The organism is Hoeflea ulvae (assembly GCF_026619435.1).
In the GTDB taxonomy this organism is placed as follows: Bacteria; Pseudomonadota; Alphaproteobacteria; order Rhizobiales; family Rhizobiaceae; genus Hoeflea; species Hoeflea ulvae.
The window spans coordinates 3,694,852-3,716,890 of sequence record NZ_JAOVZQ010000001.1 but is presented as its reverse complement, the minus strand read 5'-3'; the positions used below and the strand labels follow the sequence as shown (position 1 = coordinate 3,716,890).

The 22,039-nt window shown below is 61.6% G+C and carries 20 protein-coding genes and 2 pseudogenes; 12 read left to right on the top strand and 10 right to left on the bottom strand.

The window, feature by feature from the left end; translation table 11 throughout:
* The first annotated feature begins 63 nt into the window (after positions 1 to 63).
* Positions 64 to 300 (top strand): hypothetical protein, encoded by a 237-nt coding sequence (locus tag OEG82_RS17685; RefSeq protein WP_267613703.1) that lies wholly within the window; start codon positions 64 to 66, stop codon positions 298 to 300.
* Positions 301 to 515: 215 nt separating this feature from the next.
* Here OEG82_RS17685 and OEG82_RS17680 read toward each other — a convergent pair whose 3' ends face one another.
* The 4 genes from OEG82_RS17680 to OEG82_RS17665 are packed head-to-tail and all read right to left on the bottom strand — an operon-like array spanning position 516 to position 5,141.
* The gene (locus tag OEG82_RS17680) at positions 516 to 752 is read right to left on the bottom strand and encodes a hypothetical protein (protein ID WP_267613702.1); all 237 of its coding nucleotides are present in this window, start codon (positions 750 to 752) and stop codon (positions 516 to 518) included.
* Positions 753 to 767: 15 nt separating this feature from the next.
* Complete coding sequence (locus OEG82_RS17675) at positions 768 to 1,973, bottom strand: aminomethyl transferase family protein (RefSeq protein ID WP_267613701.1); 1,206 nt, start codon at positions 1,971 to 1,973, stop codon at positions 768 to 770.
* A 1-nt stretch (position 1,974) separates the two neighbouring features.
* Entirely contained in the window at positions 1,975 to 3,486 is a 1,512-nt protein-coding gene (locus tag OEG82_RS17670) for a phytoene desaturase family protein (RefSeq protein ID WP_267613700.1), read from the bottom strand.
* Positions 3,483 to 5,141 carry a phytoene desaturase family protein gene (locus OEG82_RS17665; protein WP_267613699.1) on the bottom strand — a complete coding sequence of 553 codons (1,659 nt, stop codon included), beginning with the start codon at positions 5,139 to 5,141 and terminating at the stop codon, positions 3,483 to 3,485. The genes OEG82_RS17670 and OEG82_RS17665 overlap by 4 nt, the downstream gene beginning before the upstream one ends.
* A gap of 45 nt (positions 5,142 to 5,186) precedes the next feature.
* On the opposite strand from OEG82_RS17665, the gene OEG82_RS17660 reads away from it, so the two are divergent.
* From OEG82_RS17660 to OEG82_RS17640, 5 genes are all read left to right on the top strand, one after another.
* A complete protein-coding gene (locus OEG82_RS17660) occupies positions 5,187 to 5,807 on the top strand; it encodes a TetR/AcrR family transcriptional regulator (RefSeq protein ID WP_267613698.1) in 621 nt (206 codons plus the stop codon).
* A 150-nt stretch (positions 5,808 to 5,957) separates the two neighbouring features.
* Positions 5,958 to 6,803 carry a methyltransferase domain-containing protein gene (locus OEG82_RS17655; protein ID WP_267613697.1) on the top strand — a complete coding sequence of 282 codons (846 nt, stop codon included), beginning with the start codon at positions 5,958 to 5,960 and terminating at the stop codon, positions 6,801 to 6,803.
* A gap of 15 nt (positions 6,804 to 6,818) precedes the next feature.
* Positions 6,819 to 7,517 (top strand): TetR/AcrR family transcriptional regulator, encoded by a 699-nt coding sequence (locus OEG82_RS17650; RefSeq protein ID WP_324288986.1) that lies wholly within the window; start codon positions 6,819 to 6,821, stop codon positions 7,515 to 7,517.
* Positions 7,518 to 7,528: 11 nt separating this feature from the next.
* The gene (locus OEG82_RS17645) at positions 7,529 to 8,608 is read left to right on the top strand and encodes an ABC transporter substrate-binding protein (protein ID WP_267613696.1); all 1,080 of its coding nucleotides are present in this window, start codon (positions 7,529 to 7,531) and stop codon (positions 8,606 to 8,608) included.
* Between the two features lie 164 nt (positions 8,609 to 8,772).
* Positions 8,773 to 9,255: a bacterioferritin gene (locus tag OEG82_RS17640; protein ID WP_267613695.1), complete on the top strand. Its 483-nt coding sequence runs from the start codon at positions 8,773 to 8,775 to the stop codon at positions 9,253 to 9,255.
* Between the two features lie 86 nt (positions 9,256 to 9,341).
* Here OEG82_RS17640 and OEG82_RS17635 read toward each other — a convergent pair whose 3' ends face one another.
* The 3 genes from OEG82_RS17635 to OEG82_RS17625 form a co-directional block, all read right to left on the bottom strand.
* Positions 9,342 to 10,415, bottom strand: coding sequence for an ABC transporter ATP-binding protein (locus OEG82_RS17635; protein WP_267614989.1), 1,074 nt, complete (start codon positions 10,413 to 10,415; stop codon positions 9,342 to 9,344).
* 65 nt (positions 10,416 to 10,480) lie between these two features.
* Positions 10,481 to 11,287, bottom strand: coding sequence for an ABC transporter permease (locus OEG82_RS17630; protein WP_267613694.1), 807 nt, complete (start codon positions 11,285 to 11,287; stop codon positions 10,481 to 10,483).
* Complete coding sequence (locus OEG82_RS17625; RefSeq protein WP_425497657.1) at positions 11,284 to 12,195, bottom strand: ABC transporter permease; 912 nt, start codon at positions 12,193 to 12,195, stop codon at positions 11,284 to 11,286. The genes OEG82_RS17630 and OEG82_RS17625 overlap by 4 nt, the downstream gene beginning before the upstream one ends.
* 240 nt (positions 12,196 to 12,435) lie before the next feature.
* On the opposite strand from OEG82_RS17625, the gene OEG82_RS17620 reads away from it, so the two are divergent.
* Complete coding sequence (locus tag OEG82_RS17620) at positions 12,436 to 13,830, top strand: aminotransferase (RefSeq protein WP_267613692.1); 1,395 nt, start codon at positions 12,436 to 12,438, stop codon at positions 13,828 to 13,830.
* A 95-nt stretch (positions 13,831 to 13,925) separates the two neighbouring features.
* On the opposite strand, the gene OEG82_RS17615 is transcribed toward OEG82_RS17620, so the two are convergent.
* From OEG82_RS17615 to OEG82_RS17605, 3 genes and pseudogenes are all read right to left on the bottom strand, one after another.
* Positions 13,926 to 15,116: an aromatic ring-hydroxylating oxygenase subunit alpha gene (locus OEG82_RS17615; protein WP_425497597.1), complete on the bottom strand. Its 1,191-nt coding sequence runs from the start codon at positions 15,114 to 15,116 to the stop codon at positions 13,926 to 13,928.
* Between the two features lie 136 nt (positions 15,117 to 15,252).
* Positions 15,253 to 16,425: an aminotransferase gene (locus tag OEG82_RS17610; protein WP_267614988.1), complete on the bottom strand. Its 1,173-nt coding sequence runs from the start codon at positions 16,423 to 16,425 to the stop codon at positions 15,253 to 15,255.
* A 174-nt stretch (positions 16,426 to 16,599) separates the two neighbouring features.
* Positions 16,600 to 17,430, bottom strand: a pseudogene (locus OEG82_RS17605) (LysR substrate-binding domain-containing protein); the annotation flags it as partial.
* 138 nt (positions 17,431 to 17,568) lie between these two features.
* On the opposite strand from OEG82_RS17605, the gene speB reads away from it, so the two are divergent.
* From speB to OEG82_RS17580, 5 genes and pseudogenes are all read left to right on the top strand, one after another.
* On the top strand, positions 17,569 to 18,630 hold the full coding sequence (speB, locus tag OEG82_RS17600) for an agmatinase (RefSeq protein WP_267613690.1): 1,062 nt from the start codon (positions 17,569 to 17,571) through the stop codon (positions 18,628 to 18,630).
* 89 nt (positions 18,631 to 18,719) lie between these two features.
* Positions 18,720 to 19,523, top strand: a complete 804-nt coding sequence (locus OEG82_RS17595) for a transporter substrate-binding domain-containing protein (RefSeq protein WP_267613689.1) — start codon at positions 18,720 to 18,722, stop codon at positions 19,521 to 19,523.
* A 3-nt stretch (positions 19,524 to 19,526) separates the two neighbouring features.
* Positions 19,527 to 20,195 carry an amino acid ABC transporter permease gene (locus OEG82_RS17590; protein WP_267613688.1) on the top strand — a complete coding sequence of 223 codons (669 nt, stop codon included), beginning with the start codon at positions 19,527 to 19,529 and terminating at the stop codon, positions 20,193 to 20,195.
* Positions 20,192 to 20,839, top strand: a complete 648-nt coding sequence (locus OEG82_RS17585; protein WP_267613687.1) for an amino acid ABC transporter permease — start codon at positions 20,192 to 20,194, stop codon at positions 20,837 to 20,839. The genes OEG82_RS17590 and OEG82_RS17585 overlap by 4 nt, the downstream gene beginning before the upstream one ends.
* 66 nt (positions 20,840 to 20,905) lie before the next feature.
* Positions 20,906 to 21,995, top strand: a pseudogene (locus tag OEG82_RS17580) (ABC transporter substrate-binding protein).
* The last annotated feature ends 44 nt before the right edge of the window (positions 21,996 to 22,039 follow it).

The window sequence follows — 22,039 nt, the reverse complement described above, 5'->3', positions numbered from 1 at the left end:
CTAGGGTAAGGTCGCAGCCAGCGTTACCATAAATTTGTCCGTAAATAGGAAATCCAACTGAGCTTGTTACTCACTATCCTCGCAATACCTGCGCTGTTCATTGCGCCTATTTCTGCGTGGGTGGCGTTTAGCTATTTTCGTTCCGGTGAATTGCGTCATGCTTCAATAGCGGGCGGGGTGGCTGGGCTGGCTCTCGTTATCTATCTCGCGGCTTCTCAAGGCGACAAGATTAATTTTCGCACCGACGGCTGCTATAATGAATGGGATGGCCGTTCCAATCGCATGGTCTGCGATGACTGAATCTAACATCTGGTTTTTAAAGTCAAATCCAGTCCGGTTTAGGTGGGTCGTTCTCCGAGTGTGTGCTTCACTTACCTTTCAAATGCACATAGTCCGTTCACGCGTGTGGCCTCTCCGGTGGAAAGAGAATGCCCGCGTGTGACCAAAGAAATGCTTTGTTGCTGATCCGTCGGTGCGTAGCGACCGCTTCAGACGAGACAATCGAACTGCCAGAATTATTTGTCAGCTTTATCGACAGGGTGGCGAGAGCGGGCGACCGCCTCCGGATCTTCGAAATCGAGATTGCAGCAGATGCGGTAGGCTTCAAGCGAGTCGGCGTCGAGCTTGCCGCGCTGATAGAAATACATCGCCGCGCCGTAGCGGTGCCAGCCGGAACCAGGCGCGCCGAGCGGCAGGGTCAGCAATTGCAACTGCCGGGCGTCTTCCTCGTTTCCGGGATCTATCAACGGCATGGTCCATGCTCCGGATTAGTAATCCGCCGGCGGCGTGGCTGTCCGCCGCGGATGGCTGAAGAACGGTCGGGAGGCCGGATGGCAGCGGGCCATGCGGCGCTGCCAGCGGATTTCCTTCTGCAGATAGATCTCGACCCAGAGGTCAGTGGTGACCGACTGGCCATAGGGCGCGTCGAGCCAAGCATAGGCAATATTGCGCTTGCAGGTGGGCGACCACAAGGCCGATGTCACCATGCCCACCTCGCGAGACTTCTTGTGGTAGACGAGCGCGTTGTGGGCCGGCTTGTCGCGCTCGATCTCGATCGCCACCAATTTGCGGGGCGGTGTCTGCCCGGACAGATCGAGGAGGGCCCGGCGGCCGTTGAAATGCGGCTTGTCGAGCGTCACCAGCCATTCAAGGCCAAGTTCATAGGGTGTGTTGGCACGGTCGGGCCTCAGCACGGTCTGCGCCGAGAGGAAATCAACCTTCGGCAACAGGAAGCCGGCTTCGATGCGCGCCATGTCCAGCGCTTCATAGCCGATGACGCGCAGGCCGCGAAGCTTGCCAGCGCCCATCAGTGCATCCCAGATGGTGAGCGCATCAGCGGGCGCGATCCAGAGTTCATAGCCTAGATCGCCGGTAAAGCCGGTGCGGGAAATGGTGACGTCAGCGCCGCCGATTGCAAACTCGGCGATGCCAAAGGTTTTGAGCGTCTCGATGCCCGCAAGCCCCAGATCCTTGAGCAGCGCACAACTGGTCGGGCCCTGAAGAGCCAGGCCGGCGATGTCGCGGGTGACATCGCTGATGGAAACATCGAAACCCCAGGCGATGTCTTCGAGCCAGGACAGTTGCGGCTCCTGGCAGCAGAGCCGGAATTCCGTTTCCGAAAGCCGGAAGACGGTGCCGTCATCGACGACCTGGCCGTCCTCGTCTAACCAGATGCAATAGGCGACGCGTCCCGGCTTGAGCTTGCGGATGTCGCGGGTGACCAGCCGGTTGAGCACGGCCTCGGCGTCCGGGCCGGTGATGGCGTATTTGCACATCGGCGAAATGTCGAACAGCGTCGACTGGTTGCGGATGGCGAAATACTCGAACTCGACGCTGTCGAGCACCGACGGTGAGGCATAGCCCATCCAGTTCATCCAGGCCTGCTGGCGGTTGTGGGCGACCAGACGATCATGGAAAGGGCCGGATTTCAGGCCCGAGACGACCTGTGCGACGGGTTCTGCAGTGGCTGTCATTTCAGTTTCTCCCGTCGCGCAGCGCAGCGCGGGCCGCATTGAAGCCGGGAGCGCCGGAAATGTCGCCTCCGGGATGGGCGCCGGCGCCGCAAAGATACAGACCCGCCACCGGCATGCGGTATTGGGCGGCGCCATCGAAGGGACGCAGCATCAACAGCTGGTCGACCCGCAGCTCGCCATGATGCCAGTGCCCGCCGGCGGCGCCATAGCCGGTTTCGATATCGACGGGCGACATCACCCGGCTGGCGGTGACTGCGGACGAGAGCCCCGGAAGGGCGTCTTCCAGGACGGCCAGAACCGAAGCTGAAAGTCTTGCCTTGACATCGTCCGTCCAGCCGCCGGTGAGATCATGAGGCGTGAACTGGGCGCTGACACAGAGCCGGTTGGCGGCCGCGTCATAGCTGGCTTCCAGCACCGGACGCTCCGGCAGATCGCCATATTTGGCGGCGTTGAAAGCGGTCTCGATGGCATGCATGCCGGGCGCGATCATCAGCCGCTGGCCGTTTTGCAATGTGCTGCCACTACCGAGTGTAGGTGCTTGCGCGATGTCGAAATCCAGCCGGCTGACCATGCCCTTCGACGCCATGTTGCGGCAGCGACGGACGAATTCGCCATCGAGATGCTCGACGCCGAGAAGCGTCATCAGCGTGGTTTTCGGAGACACGTTCGAGAGCACCAGCGGTGCCGCGATTTCCTCACCGGACTGCAGCCGCACGCCTGCCGTCTTGTCCTGATCGACCAGGATCTTCTCCACTGGCGTGCCGGTGCGGATTTCCCCGCCGGCGGCGGTGACGCAATCGCTCAGGGCCTTGACCAGCGCGTCCGGTCCGCCTTCGGGCATGACCCGCAACCCATGGCCATGGGCGGAGTGAGAGGCCATGCGGTAGAGCAATGTCAGAACCGTGCCGGGGGAGCGCGGGCCCATGGCGCCGCCAAGCGTGGCGTCCATGGCCAGAGCACCGGCCAGCGGTCCGTCGCCGATTTCGTCGTTGAGCAAATCCCAGACATTGGAGAGGATGATGCGCAACAGATCACGCATTTCGGTCTTGCCGAGCAGCCGCATTTTCAACGCCATGCGGGCGAGACCCGTCATCTCGCCAAGACTGGCCTTGCCCAGTCCCGGCGGGGGCTCAAGCATCATCACGCCCAGTGCCTTGGCCTGGCGGCCGAGGCGGGCGCGAAGTGTTGCGTAGGTTTGCGCTACCTCCGGGGCGAGGCCGATGGTGCGTGCGCCCAGAACCGTGACCGATGGCCCGTCGGGATTGAAGGAGATGGTCTCGACCGGTTTTGAAGTTCCCATCAATTGGGCGGGGAGACCGAGCGATCGGATGATCTCCGGGCGAAGCGCGTAGGGCAGGGGGGCGACGCGGAAATCGGCGTCGCCGAGCATGCCGCCGAGATGATCGCGGGCTTCGAGCACCAGCACCTTGCGGCCCTTGCGGGCGAGCATGGCTGCGGCAACCAGGCCATTGTGGCCGGCGCCGATGATGATGGCGTCGTAGCGCGCGCTCATGCCGACAACCCCATGTCGATCTTGTGGCCAAGGTCGCTCAGCACTTCGCGCGCCGCATTGGCGCCGGGCGCGCCCATGACGCCGCCGCCGGGATGGGTGGAGGACCCGCACATATAGAGCCCCTTGATCGGCGAGCGATACTGGGCGTAACCGGGCACCGGGCGATTGAACAGAAGCTGGTCGAAGGTGAGCTCGCCCCGGAAGATATTGCCCTCGGTGAGGCCGACCTGATCCTCGATGTCCTTCGGCGTGCGGATTTCCTTGTGCACGATCAGCTTGCGGAAATCCGGGCTGTGGCGCTCGATCTTGGAGATCACGGTTTCTGCAAAAGCCTCGCGGTTGGCATCATTCCATTCGCCGTTCGCCAGCTCATAGGGCGCGTATTGCACGAAGATGGTGGCATAGTGCTTGCCGGGCGGGGCCATGGTCGGGTCGATCTGGGTCGGGATCAGGAAATCGACATAGGGGCTGGCCGACCATTTTCCGTCCTTCCAGTCATCATAGGCACGTTCGATCTCGGCCATGTCGTCGAGGAAATGCAGGTCGCCCCGCAGGAACGCGGCGTCTTTCGGCGCGCCGGTGAAGGTGGGCATGTCGTCGAGTGCGACATTGAGCTTTCCCGAGGAGCCGCGAAAGCGGTAGCGCTTGACGCCCTTGACGAAATCCTGCGGTAATTCCTTTTCCGTGGTGTGGTCGATGAAGGTGCGGCGCACATCCATGCCCGAGACCACTGTTTCAGCCTCAAGCTCGTCGCCATTTTCGAGCACTACGCCGCGCACCTTGCCGTCGCGCACGGTGAAATGATCGAGGCCCGAGCCGGTGCGGATTTCGCCACCCGAAGCCTCGAACGAGCGCGCCATGGCCTGGGTGATCGAGCCCATGCCGCCGCGGGCAAAGCCCCAGGCGCCGATCGCGCCGTCGACTTCGCCCATGTAGTGATGCAGCAGAACATAGGCCGTGCCGGGGGAATAGGGGCCCAGGCCGGTGCCGATGATGCCGGAGCCGGCGATATAGGCCTTGACCATCGGGGTTTCGAAATACTGGTCGAGATATTCGGCAATCGACATGGTCCAGAAGCGGACGGTCTCGGCCATCTCGCGGGCGCCGAGATTGTGAAACCGCTTGAGGATATAGAGCAGCTCGGAGATGTCGCGGGGCTTCAGCGAGGCAGGGTCGGGTGCGGTGCGCAACAGCAGCGGCTTGATGAATTTGCACTGGCGCATCACCGCGCGGGAATAGCGCTCATAGCCATCGGCATCGCGCGGCGAATGGCGGATCAGCTCGCGGCGCAGCGCGTCATGGTCGGACATATAGGCGAAATACTCGCCTTTGGAATTGAACACGCCGCCGCCCTCATAGGGGATGACCTGCAGGCCGTGCTTGGGCAATTCCAGTGCGCGGATGATTTCGGGGCGGAGCAGCGAGCAGACATAGGAGCAGTTGGAATAGGTCCAGCCGGGTGTCAGCGACAGGCTGACGGCGGCGCCGCCGACATGATTCTCCTTCTCGACGATCAGGGTCTTCAGCCCGGCCCGGGCCATGAAACAGGCGGCGGTGAGGCCGTTGTGGCCCGCGCCCACGATGATCGCGTCATATCTCATGATCCGCCTCGCATTGGAAAAAGGCAGGCTAGAATAAACTGAGCGTTCAGTCAAAAAAATATTCTGTCAACTTTCCAGACGGTGCGCTAGACAAGGGGCATGGTGCGACAGGCTGATGATCCAAAAATTTCCCCGACGAGCCTCAAGACGCAGGCGCGGATGATCGAGGCGGTGGTGGATGTGGTGGCCCGCCACGGCATCAGCGGCACCACGTTTGCCAATGTCTCGGCGGCTGCCGGGGTGTCCCAGGGCGCGCTGGTGTTTCACTTCAAATCCAAAGACGGCCTGCTCAGGGAAACGCTGTCGCGCCTGCTGCAGGAATATGAACAGGCCTGGAGCGCGGCCTTTGCAGCACCCGATCCGCTGACCCGCATTCTTGGTCTGATCCGCGCGGATTTCAGCCCGTCTATCTGCAGCCGCAAGAAGCTGGCGCTGTGGTTTTCCTTCTGGGGGGAGGCCGGCGCCAAACCGCTCTACAGCAAGATCTGCGTCGAGGCGGAGGTGGCGCGCTACGAGGCCATGCTTGCCAGTTGCCGGGATCTGGTGGAGAGCTCGGGTGGACCCGACCCGGTGCTGCTGACCAATTCCATCGATGCCTTCACCGACGGTCTCTGGCTGCAGATGCACATGCAGGGTTTCCCGATTACTCGTGCGGAAGCGCTCGAGTCGGCGCTGGCGCATCTGCGGCTTCTGCTGCCCCATCACGCCGACCAGATCTGAGCAAAACCCCCGTCGCGCAAACCATGTCTAAGACGTGACAGGCGGTTTGCTCCGGGCAGCTATTGAATGAACGTTCAACAAACAGGTTGCAAATCGGGTCTGTTGCGCCAATAATTCGCCAAATCGATTGAGCGAGGACCACACCCCATCATGACAGATGGCGTCTCCCATCCGACCATGAAGTTGCAGGCCGGCCATGTGCCGGACCCTGCGCCTGAATATGACGACAGGGCGATCCGGTTTCTGGAGGCGCTGTGGGGGGAGGGGTTCTTGTCGCCGGGAGGACCGGAGGAGGTCCGCGCGGTGGTTGCCGATGTTGATCTTGGCGGCAAGAATGTGCTCGATATCGGCTGCGGATCCGGCGGCATCACGCTGTTTCTGGCGCGCGCGTACCAGCCAGAAAGCATCATCGGTTTTGACGTGGAACAGCCGGTTGTCGATCTGGCGAACAGACGCGCCCGCGAGCAGGGGCTGCAGGACAAGGCCCGCTTCGTGCGCGGCGCACCAGGGGTGCTGCCCTTTGCGGATCAGAGTTTTGACGTGGTGTTTTCCAAGGACGCGCTCATTCACGTGGCTGACAAGGAAGCGCTGTTTGCCGATATTTTCCGCGTGCTCAAACCGGGCGGACGGTTCGCGGCCAGCGACTGGCTGACATCGCATGACGGCGCTCCGTCCGAGGCGATGGTGACATATCTTGCGGCCGAAGGCCTGAGTTTCGGAATGGCGTCAGCTGTGCGCTACGAGGCGGCGATGGCATCGGCCGGTTTTACTGACATCCGGACCGTCAACCGGAATGGCTGGTATCGCGAGGTCGCTCGCGGGGAACTGGAACGGCTCAAGGGGCCGCTCTATGCGCCCGTCGCAGATGCCGTTGGCGCCGATTATGTCGACAAGAACATCAGGACCTGGAGCGCCATGCAGACGGTGCTCGACAGCGGCGAACATTGCCCCACCCATGTGTTCGGCACCAGACCTGATGAACCGCTCCGCTTATGAAGAAGGAAGAATGTTCTGAGCCAAGACCCTGAAGAAGAGACAGCCAATCCGGGCAAGCCGGTCACGGAATCTGCCAGACGGCGCGAGCCCAAGGCGCTGCGGCGGGAGCAGCTGATCAACGCCACGATCGATTCCCTGGCCAAGCGCGGCTACGCGGCCACCACGCTTGCAGACGTGGCTGACGGCGCCGGGCTGTCGCGCGGGATTGTCAATTTCCATTTCACCAGCAAGGACAACCTGCTGAGCGAAACCATCCGCTATCTGCAAGACGAATACACGGCCCACTGGCTGGCCTTGGTGAAGAAGGCGGACACCGACACCGCGTCGCAATTGCTGGCGATGGTGACGGCCGATCTTGACCGGAAAATCTGCACCCATCGCAAGCTGGCGGCCTGGTTTGCGCTGATCACCGAGGCCAAGTCACGGCCGACCTATCACAAGCTGGCCTGGGAGCGGGATGCCAATTACCGCACCACGCTGGCCTCGGTCTGCGCCGCCGCCAAGCAGGAGGGCGGGTATGTTTTTGACGCACAGAGCACAGCCGACGCGATCTACGCCATGCAGGAGGGCCTGTGGCTGCGGATGATGCTGTTCGGCAAGGACTACAAGCGCGAATCCGCGCTACGGGTCGTGCTCGACATGCTGTGCACGATATTTCCAAAACACTTCGCAGCCGACGGTTCGCCGTTGAAAATTCAAGCAGAAGAACAATAAAGGAGATACCAATGCATCATGCACTTTCCAGAGGGTTGATTTCGGGTTTTGCCGTCGCCTTGTCGCTCAGTGCGGCACCGCTGGCATCGGCCGCAGACAGCGAGCTCACCGTGTTTGACTGGTCGGGTTATGAGGATCCGGCGTTCCATCCCGCCTATGTCGCCAAGCATGAAGTTTCCCCGGTCTTTGCATTTTTCGGCGACGAGGAGGAAGCCTTCCAGAAACTCCGGACCGGCTTCACATCCGATGTCGGGCATCCGTGCTCGCAAAGCGTGGTGAAATGGCGCGATGCCGGGCTGCTCAAGCCGCTTGATACCTCGCGGATTCCGGAATGGGACAATATCCTGCCCGGGTTCCATTCGATGAAGGACCTGATGACGACGGAAGACGGCAAGGCCTGGATGGTGCCGTTCGACTGGGGCAACACCGCAGTCACCTACCGGACCGACAAGGTGGATGAGGCCGATATCCAGTCGCTCGCAGCCTTTGCCGATCCGAAGTTCAAGGACCGCGTGTCGATCGGCGACAATGTCGATGATGCCTATGCGCTGGCCTCGCTTGCCATCGGGCTGACCGACTGGGCGAAAATGACCGACGCGCAATTTGACGAAGCCTCGGCTTTCCTGCGCGAGGTGCACAAGAATGTGCGGCTGTACTGGACCGACAACACCGAGCTGAGCCAGGCCATGGCCGGCGAGGAAGTCGATCTGGCCTGGGCCTGGAACGAAACTGCCACCACGCTGATGGCCGATGACGTGCCGGTTGCGATCAAGAAGGACACCGACGAAGGCCTGTCGACCTGGGTCTGCGGTTACGTGCTGCTGGAAGGCGGCGAAGGCAATGAAGACAAGGCCTATGACTATCTCAATGCCACGCTTGATCCGGCAGTGTCGTCCTATCTGGTGACCGAGTGGGGCTATGGCCATTCCAATGCCAAGGGCATGGCGGAAATCGATGCGGAAACGCTGGACGGCGCAGGCTATGGCGACGTTTCGGCCTTTGTCGACAAGACGCTGTTCCAGTCGCCGGTGCCGGTCGAGCTGAAGCAGAAGATGATTGCCGAATTCGAGAAGATCAAGGCCGGATACTGATCTGATCCGCTGACAAGATGCCGGGCGCCCTTGTGCGCGCCCGGCGGCAGGCCTCTTGCGACATATTGTCAAATCTGAATGTTTCCGGTTCCGCGATGGAACTTTTCCTGCCACAATTCATTTGTGTTGCATTGATGAATTTGCATTGAGAAAAGGTGACCGGAATGGCTGACAATGAAACCATGAAAAATTTGCAGAAAGCACTGCATATGGAACTGACCGCAGCGCATCAGTATCAGCTGCACTCGCATGTTCTCGACGATTGGGGCCTCGACAAGCTGGCGGCCCAGATGCGCAAGGAACTGCACGAAGAACTGGGCCATTCCGACCTGTTCATCGAGCGAATTCTGTTCCTGCGCGGCGAGCCTGAACTCCAGTTCTACAAGAAGCCCAAGCTGGCGAGCTCCCTGGTCGACATGTTCAAGTCAGATCTGGCCGACGAGGAAGAGGCTATCGAATTCTACACCCGGGCCTCGCAGCATGCGACCGAGGAAAGCGACATCGGCACACGGACACTGTTTGAAAAGATCGTGCTCGACGAGGAAGGCCACAAGGCCTGGCTCGAATTGCAGCTCAGCCTGATCGACCGGCTCGGCGAGAAGGCCTACAGCGCCAAATATGTTTCGGGTGCTGGCGGCGACGAGTAAAGCGGGAGCCGCAAACCGGCATTCCCGACGCGAGACTGAAAAGGACGCCGCATTGCCGGCGTCTTTTTTTGTGCGGTTCAGCCGGCTCAGCTCTGCATGATGATGAAGGCATCGCGGTCATAGGTGAGGCGAATCTCCGAGCCTGTCGGGATGTCGTCGGCGCCGAAATCATTGGTCTCGACCACCGAGAGATGCTCGTCCTGCCCGGGGATGGACACCTGCAGCGACGTGACTTCACCAAAATAATTGCGGTCGACCACCTTGCCGCTGATCATCTGTTCGGCGTTTTCGCCCTCCCAGACAATGCGCAGACGCTCGGGCCTGATGCCGATCATCGCCGTTGAGGGATCGGAGATCGCCTTGCCGGAGAGATGCCCGGTAATGGGGCCTATTCCTGGCAGGACCGCCTTGAATTCCTTGCCGCTGACGGAGAGTTCGGAGGCGGTGAGGAAATTCATGCCGCCGAGGAAATCGGCGACCTGCCGGGTGGCCGGGTTCTGGTAGATTTCCTTGGGTTCGGCGATCTGGGCGATCTGGCCGGCAAACATCACCGCGATCCGGTCCGACATGCTCAGCGCCTCATACTGGTCATGGGTGACCAGCACGAAGGTGATGCCGATCTGGCGCTGCAGGTGCCTGAGTTCCACCTGCATCTGTTCGCGCAGGCTCTTGTCGAGCGCCGACAGCGGTTCATCGAGCAGCAGCACCTTCGGGCGCATTACCAGGGCGCGGGCAAGGGCTACGCGCTGGCGCTGGCCGCCGGAAAGCTGGTTGCCCATTCTCGGCCCCAGTCCGGTGAGCTCGACCTGGGCCAGCGCCTGCTTGACCCGGGCCTCCTCTTCCGCACGGCCGAGACGCAGGCGCTTGAGGCCATAGGCGATGTTTTCGAACACGTTGAGATGCGGGAAAATGGCGTAGCTCTGAAACACCATATTGGTCGGCCGCAGGTTCGGCGGGATGCCGGCCATGGATTTGCCACCGATCAGGATGTCTCCGGATGTGGGAGTGTCAAATCCGCCGATCATGCGCAGCAAGGTGGTCTTGCCGCAGCCTGACGGCCCGAGAAGCGAGAAGAACTCGCCTTCGCCGATGGTGGCGTTGAGCGTGTCGAGCGCCCGGAACGTGCCGAAAAGCTTGTCGACATTGTTGATTTCGATCATCGGCGAGGCGCTCATGTCTTGTCCGTCCACTTGGCGATGTTGCGGTTTCGCATCGGATGTATTCCTCATGGGCGAAGCGCCATTTTCCGCTCGGCACGCCGCCGGAACAGTTCCGCGACCGTGAGCAGCACCAGCGATGCGGCAATCAGGATGGAGCCGAGCGCCAGCACGTTGGGCAGCTTGGCGGCAAAGCGCAATTGTCCCCAGATATAGACCGGCAGCGTTGGTTCGGTGCCGCTGAGGAAGAAGGCGAGAATGAATTCGTCCAGTGAAATGGTAAACGTCACCAGCAGGCTGGAGACGATCGACGGCGCCAGCATCGGCAGTGTCACCCGCCGCAGGGTGCCGAAGGATGTCTCGCCCAGATCGCGCGAGGCTTCCTCCATGCTGGGGTCAAAGCCCTCGAAACCGGAGACCAGAACCGTGACCGAATAGGGCACGCAGATGAGCAGATGGCCAAGAATGACGGTGAACAGCGACAATTGCAGGCCCAGGCCGAGCATGACCACCAGCAGCGATATGGCGATGATGATCTCCGGCAGGATCAGCGGCGCCATGATCAGGCCGCTGGCGGCACCCTTGCCGCGGAAGCGGTGCCGGGTGATGGCGCGGGCCGCGCAAATGCCCAAAATGGTGCTCACGAAAGCGGCGGTGATGCCGACCAGCAGCGAGTTCCAGGCAGCGCCCTGCATCGCCGCATTGCCGGCCAGGCCCTCGTACCATTTGAAAGTGAAGCCGACGAGCGGCAGTTTCGGCGTGGCGGAATCGTTGAAGGAGAAGATCGGCAGCAGCAGCACCGGGAAATACAGGATCGCCACATAGAGGATCACATAGGTTGACAGCAGCCGTCTGGGGGAGGGCAGAAACCTCATTTGAGAAGCCTCTTCAGTCCCGCGAGCAGCAGCACGAGCGCGCCTGCGACGATCGATACAATCACCATGGTGGAGACCGCCAGCGCTGCGCCCAGCGGCCAGTTCGAGGCCTTGCCGAACTGCACCTGGATGGCGTTGGCGATCATCACGCCGTCCTTGCCGCCCACCAGTTTCGGCGTGACATAATCGCCGACCGTGGGGATCATCACGATCATCAGCGCGGCGATGATGCCGGGCATGGTCAGGGGCAGGGTGATGCGCAGGAACCGCCGCACCGGACCATCGCCGAGATCGGCCGCGGCCTCGAGCAGCGAGCGGTCAAGTTTTTCAAGCGAGACGAACAGCGGCAGGATGGCAAATGCCGCCCAGCTGTGGGCCAGCGTGATGATGACGGCGTTGACGTTGTAGATCAGCGTGCTCAGAGGCTCGGTGATGACGCCCAGATAGAGCAGACCGGTGTTGAGCACGCCCTTGTAGCCCAGGATGACCTTCCACGACAGGATCCTGAGCAGATAGCCCGACCAGAACGGCACGGTGATGATGAACAGCCAGAGCCCCTTGTAGCGACCGCCATGAAAGGACACGAACCAGGCCACGGGATAGGCGAGGATGACGGTGACGACCGCGACGGTGACCGAGACAAACAGCGAGCGCATCAGCAGATCGCGGTAGATCGGTTCGGTCAGCGCGGCCTGGTAATTCTTCAGCGTGAATGTGTGATCGATGGTCAGATAGTCCTGCGACCAGAAGCTGTTTGCGACGATGACGATGATCGGCCCGATCAGCAGCAGCATGGCGTAAAGCAGCGGCGGCGAGATGGTCAGCCAGCCCTTGCCGGTCTCCGTGCGCAGGAACCGCGAGAGCCGCGCCTGGCCCGGGGGCGTGCAGCAGGCAATGTCGGGGCAGATGACTCCAAATGCAGTTCCTCGCCATTTCCGGAAGCACCGACCGTTTCAAAGCCTGTATGCGGATTGCTGGTTTGACCGGTTCGGTCCGTGACCGGACGCGATGATTTGAAGCCAAATGAGAGTTGAATGCAAGCCGTTTTTCTGTCAAATTGATTGAACAGCCATTCAATAACGAGTTCATATTGCGCTGGAAAGCTGTTGAAATCCGGCGTCGCGCCTCTCTTTCGGGAATTCCGCATCATGTCCGACAAGCAAGCCAATCTCTACAAGAAGGCCACCCAGGAGGCGGTCGATCACCTGGTCCAGCCTTGGCCGTCGGCGGGGTCGATCGGTGCGGAAGCGCGCGGCATGCTGGCGTCGGGCGAGGGCGTCTATGTGCATGACGAGAACGGCCGCAGGCTGATCGACGGCCCGGCCGGGATGTGGTGCACCAATGTCGGCCACCGCAACGAGGTTCTGGCCGAGACGCTCAAGGAACAGGCGATGGAGCTGTCCTACAATTCGCCCTGGTACACGACCAACGAGCCCTCGGCGGAACTGGCGCGGCGTATTGCCGAACACGCGCCGGGCGATCTCAACCACGTTTTCTTCACCACCGGTGGGTCGACCGCGGTGGAGAGCGCGCTGCGTTTTGCGCAATTCTACAGCAATGTGCGCGGGCTTGAGGGCAAGAAGAAGATCATCTGCCGGGATGGCGGCTATCATGGCAGCACCTATCTCTCGGCCAGCCTGAACGGCAGCCAGCGCTCGCGGAACTGGATGGATTTTGCCGATGAGATGATGATCCGCCTGTCGTGTCCGGATCCGTTCCGCCGCCCCAGGGACATGAGCCTTGAGGATTTTTGCGCCGGGCTCGTCACCGAATTTGCCGACGCGGTGCGCGAGCATGGACCGGAGAACATTGCCGCCTTTGTCGGCGAGCCGATCATGGCCTCGGGCGGGGTGATCGTGCCGCCGGAGGGCTATTTCAAGGCCATCCGCGACATCTGCAGCGCCAATGACATCCTGTTCATCGTCGATGAGGTGGTGACCGCCTTTGGCCGCCTCGGCCATGTCTTTGCCTCGGAAAGCTGTTTCGATGTGGTGCCGGACATCATCACCTTCGCCAAGGGCGTGACCTCGGGCTATTTCCCGCTCGGCGGTATGGTGGTCTCGGACCGGCTGCTCGACGGCCTCCGCGCCTCAAACCATCCCGAAGCGATGTTTGCGCACGGGCTGACCTATTCCAGCCATCCGATCGGCTGCGCGGTGGCGCTGAAGAATCTCGACATTCTCGAAGACGATCTTCTCGACTACACCCGCGAGATCACGCCCTATTTTCATGAGAAGTTGAAAGCGCTGGAAGAGCTGGAACTGGTCGGCGAGGTGCGCGGCATGGGGCTGATGGCTTGCATCGAATGTGTCGCTGATCGGAAAAGTCACAATCCGATCCGGCTCGACACCGAAGTCGGCGTGCGGATCGACCGGCATTGCCAGGAACTGGGTCTGCTGGTGCGGCCGCTGGTGCATATGTGCGTGATGTCGCCTCCGTTGGTGATCACTCGCGCGCAGATCGACAGCATGGCGGACATCCTGCATGAGGGGATTTCGCGGACCATGCGGGATCTGCGCCAGGAAGGGATCTGGCAGGGCTGAGTGCCGGGCACACGGTCGACGAATTGCACAAGACAAACAGCCGCTGCGGAAATGTCTGCAGCGGCTGTTTTCGATTGCAGGTGACCGGTGACGGATCAGATGCTGATGGTCATTTCGGCGTTGAGCTGTTTGACATCATCCTCGTGCGGCCGCTGTTCGAGCGTGCTGACCGGCAGCACGGCGCGCAGGTGATCGTGATGGCTGCGCACCCCATATTCGAGGTCGGAGAGATAAAAGCCCTTGAAGGCGGTGGAGTTCATCGCCTCGTTTGACCATTCGGTCAGCCGCACATCCTCGCCCATGGTCTCGTAGTCGATGCGGATCGCCAGTTTGCGGGCGAGCGTCTGCTCCCGGGTCTCGTCGCGATAGCGGTAGATCGCGCCGCGCAGCAGGGTTTCGCCGGTGGAGAGCGGAAATTCCTGGTAGAACTGCACCAGTTCCGGCGTCGCAGCGATGACGGCATTGGGGAACAATCCGTAATAGACCCAGGCGCGCTTGAGATGGTCGGGCATGCCCGGGCGCGGCTGCATGGCCTTGAGATAATTGCGAACGCTCCAGCGGCGGCCGTTTTCGTTGCATTCGGCATAGGATCGCGACAGGCCATTGACGAAGGGTTCGTCAAAATAGGAACGGCCGTAAAGATCCTGCAGCGCCGGGTGGGCCAGCGCCACGTGGTAGCCTTCATTGTCGACATCGCGGACAGACTTCCAGTTGACCTTGGAAACCATCGTCCAGGTTTCCCCGCAGGGGACCATGTCGGCGATGTCAAAATGGGCGATTTCCTCGGCGAAGGGTTGGAACAGCTCCGCGACCGCCGGCTGCGGGCCTTTTTCGAATCGGATGAAGACAAAACCGTTCCAGATTTCGGTGTCGAGCGGCTGCAGTCCGAATTCGGTCTTGTCGAGATCGGGGAAGGATCTTGGCTTTGCAGCGCCGCGCAGGGTGCCGTCGAGATTGTAGACCCAGCCGTGAAACGGGCAGACCAGCGCGCCCTTGCAGGAGCCCTGTTCGTCGGCGACGACACGGGCGCCGCGATGCCGGCACATATTGTGGAACGCGCGGACCTCGCCATCGCCGCCGCGCAGCACCAGCGCCCGCTCGCCGCACATGTCGAAGGCGATGTAGTTGCCCGGTTCCGGCAGGTCCGAGACATGGCAGGCGATCTGCCAGTGCTTGCGGAATATCTCCTGTTTCTCGAGCTCGAGAAAGGCCTCGCTGTGATAGGTCCAGCCGGGCAGCCCGCTGCGGTCCCAGGTCTGGGGAATCGAGATATCGCGATGGGACACGGGGCTGTTCATAGGGCACCTGAAATTATGAGTGATCACTCAGAAAATAGGCCGAACCCGTTGCAAGGTCAAGCCATGCGCCGGGGCAGGGCCGTGTGAGGAGCGAAGGACGCCGGGTTTGCGGGCAGGGGCGTGGTCAGCCGGTGGCGGCAAAACGGACGCCGAGTTGCCGGATGGTTGGCACATCGGCATTGGCGAAGGCAACGCGGAGATAGCGCTCAAGTCCCTGGCCGAAGAACGAGCCGGGAATGGTGATGATGCCGGCGTCGCGGGCCAGCTTCTGAGCAGCGTCATAGGCACTGAGGTCTGTGAAAGGATGGCGGACAAAAGCGAAATAGGCGCCGAGTGCGGCAACCTCCCAGCCCGGCGCACCTGCCATCACCTCGATTAGCGCCGAACTGCGTGCGGAGATCTCCAGAGTATTGTCGCGACGCCAATCGACGAGCGCAGGAATGGCTCTGGCAAGGGCTGCCTGCGGCGGGCGCGGCGCGCAGATCTGCAGATTGTCCATCACCTTGGCGATCTGGCTGACGACGTCTTTCCCCGCCGTCACCGCGCCGACGCGATGGCCGGGAATGCAGAAGGATTTGGAAAAACTGTAAAGCCCGATCAGGGTGTCCTGCCATCCGGGAATGGCAAACAGCCTATGCGGAGGACCGGAATCGAGCGGAAGGAAATCGCGATAGGTCTCGTCGACAATCAGCCAGAGCCCATGCTTGCGGCACAGCTCGAACAACTCGCCAAGCAGGCCGTCGGGATAGGTGGCGCCGGTGGGGTTGTTGGGCGTGACCACGGCCAGCGCGCGGACGCCGTCAGCGATCTTGGCTTCCACCGCTGCCACTGTCGGCAGAAAACCGTTTTGGGCATGACAATCGACATAGCCGACCTTGACGCCGGACATCGCCAGCGTGGTTTCGTGGTTGAAATAGCAAGGATTGGTCAGGAGCACGGTGTCGCCCGGACCGGCAATCGCCATCATCGCCGCCATGAAGGCCTGGTTGCAGCCCGAGGTGATCTGGATATTGGTTGCTGCGATCTTGGCCGCATAGATGGTGCTGACCCAGTCCGCATAGGCCAGGCGCAGATCCGGCTCGCCCTCGATGTCGCCATAGCCTGCCGTATCAGGCGAACTGGCCGCCTCGCCGAGCCATCCCAGCATGTCGGGATGCGGTGGATAGCCGGGAACGGCCTGCGACAGGTCGATCAGCGGTCCGAGATGGCCGTGATAGTCGCGCTTCCAGGCCTGGACCGCAGGAATTGGCGGCGCGGAAAGGGTTTCGACGAGCGGATTGAAACGGGCGGCCGGCATGATGGATGCTTTCATGGATCCGTCTCGGTGACAGGATCGGTTTCGGTGTGATGCGGCGTCTGGGCCTGCTGCGCCCGGCGAATGGTCCGGCGGGCGGCAATCAGCGGCTCGGCCACTGGCGTCCTCCTCCTCGATGCTGGAAAACAGCCAGTCGATGAAGGCGTCGACCACAGGCGTCGAACGCAGATCGTTGCTGCAGGCGACATAGAAGGCGTGGACTGCAGGAACGGCAAGCTTGAACGGCACGATCACCTGTCCCTTGGTCAACAGGCTCGCCGCTGTCAAGGTGTCACCAAGCGCAATGCCGTGGCCAAGCACCGCCGCCTCGAGCGCCAGCCGCACGTCGGAGAAATAATGTTGCTGGCCGCCGGTGATGCCGCGGACATCGGCGGCGGTCCGCCAGATGTGCCATTCATGTCCGTTGTCGCCATGCAAAATGGTGTGCTCGGCCAGGTCTCGGGCGGTCCGGATCGGCCGGTTGTTGATCAGCGACGGGCTGGCGATCGGGAACAGGTCGAAATGCGACCACAGCTTGAGCCAGCAATCGGTCCAGCTGCCATCGCCATACAAAATGGCGACATCGACATCGGGCGAGTGGATCATCGCGGGATCATTGCCGGCGGTGAAGGTCAGGCGGATCTCGGGATAACGCGCGGTGAAACTCGCCAGACGCGGCATCAGCCACAGCGACAGCAGCGCCGACACGCAGGAAATCGACAGCGAGCCGGCCTTGGCCGGCCGGGTCATTCGGGCGGTTGCAGCGGCGATTTCGCCGAAGGCGGATGTCACCGAAGGTAACAGGTCTGCGCCATGTTCGGTCAGGGTCAGCCGCTGGCCGCTGCGGTTGAAAAGCTTGACCTTGAGCGAGGCTTCCAGCGCCTTGATCTGGTGGCTGACAGCGCCGTGGGTGACGCAGAGCTCCTGCGCCGCCTTGGTCAGCGAGCGGTTGCGGGCGGTCGCCTCGAAGGCTCTCAGGGGATTGAGCGGCGGCAGTCGCTGGGTCATTGTCAGGCACTCCTGATGTGAGAATAACTCACACAAACCGTGTTAACAATATCAATTGCTTTCGCATCGCTGCTTTGCAACATTTTGATCAACGGCGGTGCTTTCCGGCGCGCCATGACCTATCGCGAGGACGAATCAATGGCTTGGGACAAGACAAAGCTCGACGCGCTCAAGGGCAAATATGCCGAAAGCCACGGCGGCGAGTTGTTCAATCCGAAATTCCGTCGGGTTGCCGACAAGATCTTCACCGAAAGCGGCACGCGGCTCGCACCCTATTCCGGCATCCCCACCTTCCTGACAGCTCCTTACGTCGAGATCGACAACGACAATCCGGATTTCGGCGATCTGCAGGTGGCCATTATCGGCATGCCGATGGATCTGGGCGTCACCAACCGCAACGGCTCGCGTTTCGGGCCGCGCGCCCTGCGCACAATCGAACGCATCGGACCTTATAATCACGTGCTCGACTGTGCCCCGGTGCAGGAACTGCGCGTCGCCGATATCGGCGATGTCAGCTTCCGCAGCCGCTACCGGCTGGAGATGAGCCACGAGGACATCGAGCGCCGCGTCGGCCAGATCGTCGATGCCGGCGTGCTGCCGCTGTCGGTGGGCGGCGACCACTCGATCACCCACCCGATCCTGAAGGCCGTCGGCAAGAGCCGCCCGGTCGGCATGATCCATATCGACGCCCATTGCGACACCGGCGGCGCCTATGACCTGACCAAGTTCCATCATGGCGGCCCGTTCCGCAACGCCGTGCTCGACGGCGTGCTCGACCCGACCCGGACAATCCAGATCGGCATTCGCGGGTCGGCCGAATATCTGTGGGAATTCTCCTATGAATCGGGGATGACCGTCATCCACGCCGAGGAGGTCACCGGGATGGGCATGCCGGCGATCATCGAACGGGCCAAACAGATCATCGGCGACGGCCCGACCTATCTCTCCTTCGACATCGACAGTCTCGATCCGGCCTTTGCGCCAGGCACCGGCACGCCCGAGGTCGGCGGTCTGACCACACGCGAAGTGCTGGAACTGATCCGCGGCCTGAAAGGCATGAACATTGTCGGCGGCGACGTTGTTGAAGTTGCGCCGCAATATGATTCCACTACCAACACGGCACATGCCGGCGCGCAGGTGCTGTTCGAGATCCTCAGCCTGATGGTCTTCAGCCCGGCCGTCACCGACGGGCAGGCCTGACGCCCGGCCACCAATTTCGCCATTGAACGGAATGCAATGAGCAACGGCGGCCCACGCCGAACATAATGAACCATTCCAGAGGAACATCCATGTCACTGCATCGCAACCTGAAATCCTCCATCGCAGCCCTCGCGCTGCTTGGCGCAGGCCTGGGCTTTGCCGCTCCGGCCAATGCCGATGCCGTCGTCGATATCCAGGCCGCCGGCAAGCTCAATGTTGGTGTGTTCGCCGACTTCCCGCCATTCTCCTCGGCGAGCTCCGACATGAGCCTGAAGGGCTATGACATGGACGTCGCCCAGGCGATTGCCGACGCGCTGAAGGTCGAGCTGGTTCCTGTTGCCGTCACCGGCCAGAACCGCATTCCCTATCTCAACGACCGTCGCGTCGACCTGCTGATGAGCGTCGGCTACTCCGACGAGCGCGCGGAAGTCATCGATTATGCCGCGGCCTATGCACCCTATTACATCGCCGTCATCGGGCCTGCCGCTGCGGATGTCACCGAGCCCGCGGATCTCGCCGGCAAGTCGATCGCCGTCAACAAGGGCACGCTGGAAGACACCTCGCTGACCGAAGCGGCGCCTGAAGGCACCGACATCAAGCGGTTCGACAACTACAATTCGGTGATCCAGGCCTTCATCTCCGGCCAGACCGACCTGATGGTCGTCGGCAATGATGTCGGCGCAAGCGTGCTGGCCAAGCAGGACGAGATGAAGCCGGAACAGAAGTTCCAGCTGCTGAGCTCGCCGTCCCACATTGCGCTCAACAAGGGCGAAGAGGCGCTGAAGACCGCGATCAACGACACCATCGCCAAGATGATCGAAGACGGCAGCCTGAATGCCTCTTCGCAGACCTGGCTCAAGGTTGATCTCAACCCGGAAAACCTCAAGGACTAGACCTTGTCCTATGGCCTCGACTTCGGCTGGCTTTACGACGCGCTGGGGGCAATTGCCCGCGGCGCGTCGATGACCATCCTGCTGATTGCGGTGACCACCGTTCTGGGCACGGTGATCAGCGTGGTTCTGGCAGCCGGACGGCGCAGCGGCAACCGGCCGCTTCGCCAGGCCATCACCATCTATGTTGAAGTGATCCGCAACACACCGTTCCTGGTGCAGCTGTTCTTCATCTTCTTCGGCCTGCCGAGTATGGGCATCAGGCTTGATCCGATCTCGGCGGCAATCCTGGCGATGACGCTGAACATGGCGGCCTATACCACGGAGATCGTCGGCGCCGGTCTTGACGCCGTGCCAAGGGGCCAGCGGGAAGCGGCGCTCGCGCTGGGCTTGCGGCCACGGCAAGTCTTCGTCAAGATCGTGCTGCCGCAGGCTTTGCAGATCATCTTTCCGGCGCTCACCAGCCAGATTGTCATCATGATGCTAGAATCCGCCGTCGTGTCACAGATTTCCGTTGCCGAGTTGACCTATCAGGGCGACGTGCTGCAGGCGCGCACCTTCCGCGCTTTCGAGACCTATTTCATCATCACGCTTGTCTATCTGGGCCTGTCGATCGCCTTGAGGCGGCTGCTGGTGGGGGCAGGGCGCGCCAGTCTGCCAGCGGGTGTGTCATGATCGAGTTCACGCTTTGGGACATCATCCGCAACCTGCTGTTTGCCACCCGCTGGACCGTGGCGCTGTCGCTGGCAGCCTTTGTCGGCGGCGCAAGCGTCGGGGTCGTGATCCTGATCCTGCGGATTTCCAAATCCGGCTGGATCAGGCGGGTCGGCAAGGGCTATATCGCGCTGTTTCAGGGCACGCCGCTGCTGATGCAGCTGTTCCTGATCTTTTTCGGCATGCCGATGCTGGGTTTCCGCATCGAGCCGTGGACGGCCGCCGTGCTGTGCCTGACCTTTTATGCCAGCGCCTATCTGGCCGAAATCTGGCGCAGCGGTGTCGAGGCGCTGCCCTCCGGCCAGTGGGATGCCGCCCAAAGCCTCGGTCTGCACCGGGTGCAGGAACTCCGGCTGATCATCCTGCCGCAGGCGTTTTCGATCACCCGCGCGCCGATCGTCGGCTTTCTGGTGCAGCTGATCAAGGCCACGGCGCTGACCTCGATCATCGGATTTGACGAGCTGTTGCGCACCTCCAACGCCATCAACAACGCCACCTTCGAGCCGTTCCGGGTTTATGGACTGGTGGCGCTTATCTTTTTCGTCCTCTGCTTTCCGCTGACCCAATATGCGCGGATACTGGAGGCCAGACAAACCGCTTATTGAGGCGAAGAACCTCAAGTGCACTGCAAGGGAACCCCGGTCAGGGACCGGAAAACAAAGGAGAAAACCATGCGAAAGATTCTCACCTCATCCATCAGCCGCCGGGCCGTCCTCGGCGGCACAGCGGCGGCAATCGGAGCGCTTTCGATGCCGTCGATCCTGCGCGCCCAGGACCGCTCGCTCAAGGTCGGCGTCTATGGCGGCTACTTCAAGGATCTCGTTCGACAAGAACATCTTTCCCGACTTTACCGCCGCCAGCGGCATTGCGGTGGAATCGATCGCAGAGCCCACCGGCGAAGCTTGGCTGGTGCAGCTCGAACAGGCCGCCAAGGCCGGTGTCGCGCCGGCCGATGTCTCGATGATGTCGCAGGTTGCCATGCTCAAGGGCCAGTCGACCGAGCTGTGGGCGCCGATCGACACCGCGAAGATCAAGAACTATGACGATCTGCTCGAGCGCTTCGTCAACAAATATCCCGATGGCCGCGTTGCCGGTATCGGTGCTGTGGCCTGGTACATCACGCTGGTGAGCAACACCGATTCCTACCCCGAAGCGCCTGACAGCTGGGCCGCGTTGTGGGATCCGGCCAATGCCGACAAGCTCGGCCTGCTGGCGCTGGTGTCGAACTCGTTCCTGCTGGAAGTGACCGCCAAGACCTATCTGGGCGGCACCGATGCGCTCGATACCGAGGAAGGCCTCAACAAGGCGTTCGAGAAGCTCGCGGAGGTCAAACCCAATGTCCGGCTCTGGTACCGCGACGAAGCCCAGTTCGAACAGGCGCTGAAATCCGGCGAGATTCCGATGGGCCAGTATTATCACGACGTCACCGGGCTTGCCGCCGCAGACGGCCATCCGGTCCGCTCCACCTTCCCCAAGGAAGGCGGCATTCAGGATTCAGGCTGCTGGGCGCTGTCGCGCGCATCCGACAAGGTCGAGGAAGCGCATGTGTTCATCGACTATATGAGCCAGCCGGAAATCCAGTCGACGCTGTCGCGCAAGGTCGGCACCGCGCCGACGCTGAAGCGCAATTTGCTCGACCTAACCGACGACGAGTTTGCCAGCGTGTCGTCGGACATCGATCCGATCATCCCGCGCTACGACCTCTACCAGACCAAGTCCGACTGGCTGAACCAGAAGTGGACAGAGCTGATCGTCGGCTGAGACCCGATTGCGCGCCGTAAAGCGACGTGATTGCATGACCAAAG

Coding starts and splice junctions, on each gene's coding strand:
- OEG82_RS17660 (WP_267613698.1), top strand. CDS start 5,187: ATGGTGCGACAGGCTGATGATCCAAAAATTTCCCCGACGAGCCTCAAG.
- OEG82_RS17640 (WP_267613695.1), top strand. CDS start 8,773: ATGGCTGACAATGAAACCATGAAAAATTTGCAGAAAGCACTGCATATG.
- OEG82_RS17595 (WP_267613689.1), top strand. CDS start 18,720: ATGTCACTGCATCGCAACCTGAAATCCTCCATCGCAGCCCTCGCGCTG.
- OEG82_RS17680 (WP_267613702.1), bottom strand. CDS start 752: ATGCCGTTGATAGATCCCGGAAACGAGGAAGACGCCCGGCAGTTGCAA.
- OEG82_RS17620 (WP_267613692.1), top strand. CDS start 12,436: ATGTCCGACAAGCAAGCCAATCTCTACAAGAAGGCCACCCAGGAGGCG.
- speB (WP_267613690.1), top strand. CDS start 17,569: ATGGCTTGGGACAAGACAAAGCTCGACGCGCTCAAGGGCAAATATGCC.
- OEG82_RS17655 (WP_267613697.1), top strand. CDS start 5,958: ATGACAGATGGCGTCTCCCATCCGACCATGAAGTTGCAGGCCGGCCAT.
- OEG82_RS17585 (WP_267613687.1), top strand. CDS start 20,192: ATGATCGAGTTCACGCTTTGGGACATCATCCGCAACCTGCTGTTTGCC.
- OEG82_RS17630 (WP_267613694.1), bottom strand. CDS start 11,287: ATGAGGTTTCTGCCCTCCCCCAGACGGCTGCTGTCAACCTATGTGATC.
- OEG82_RS17645 (WP_267613696.1), top strand. CDS start 7,529: ATGCATCATGCACTTTCCAGAGGGTTGATTTCGGGTTTTGCCGTCGCC.
- OEG82_RS17675 (WP_267613701.1), bottom strand. CDS start 1,973: ATGACAGCCACTGCAGAACCCGTCGCACAGGTCGTCTCGGGCCTGAAA.
- OEG82_RS17610 (WP_267614988.1), bottom strand. CDS start 16,425: ATGCCGGCCGCCCGTTTCAATCCGCTCGTCGAAACCCTTTCCGCGCCG.
- OEG82_RS17670 (WP_267613700.1), bottom strand. CDS start 3,486: ATGAGCGCGCGCTACGACGCCATCATCATCGGCGCCGGCCACAATGGC.
- OEG82_RS17635 (WP_267614989.1), bottom strand. CDS start 10,415: ATGATCGAAATCAACAATGTCGACAAGCTTTTCGGCACGTTCCGGGCG.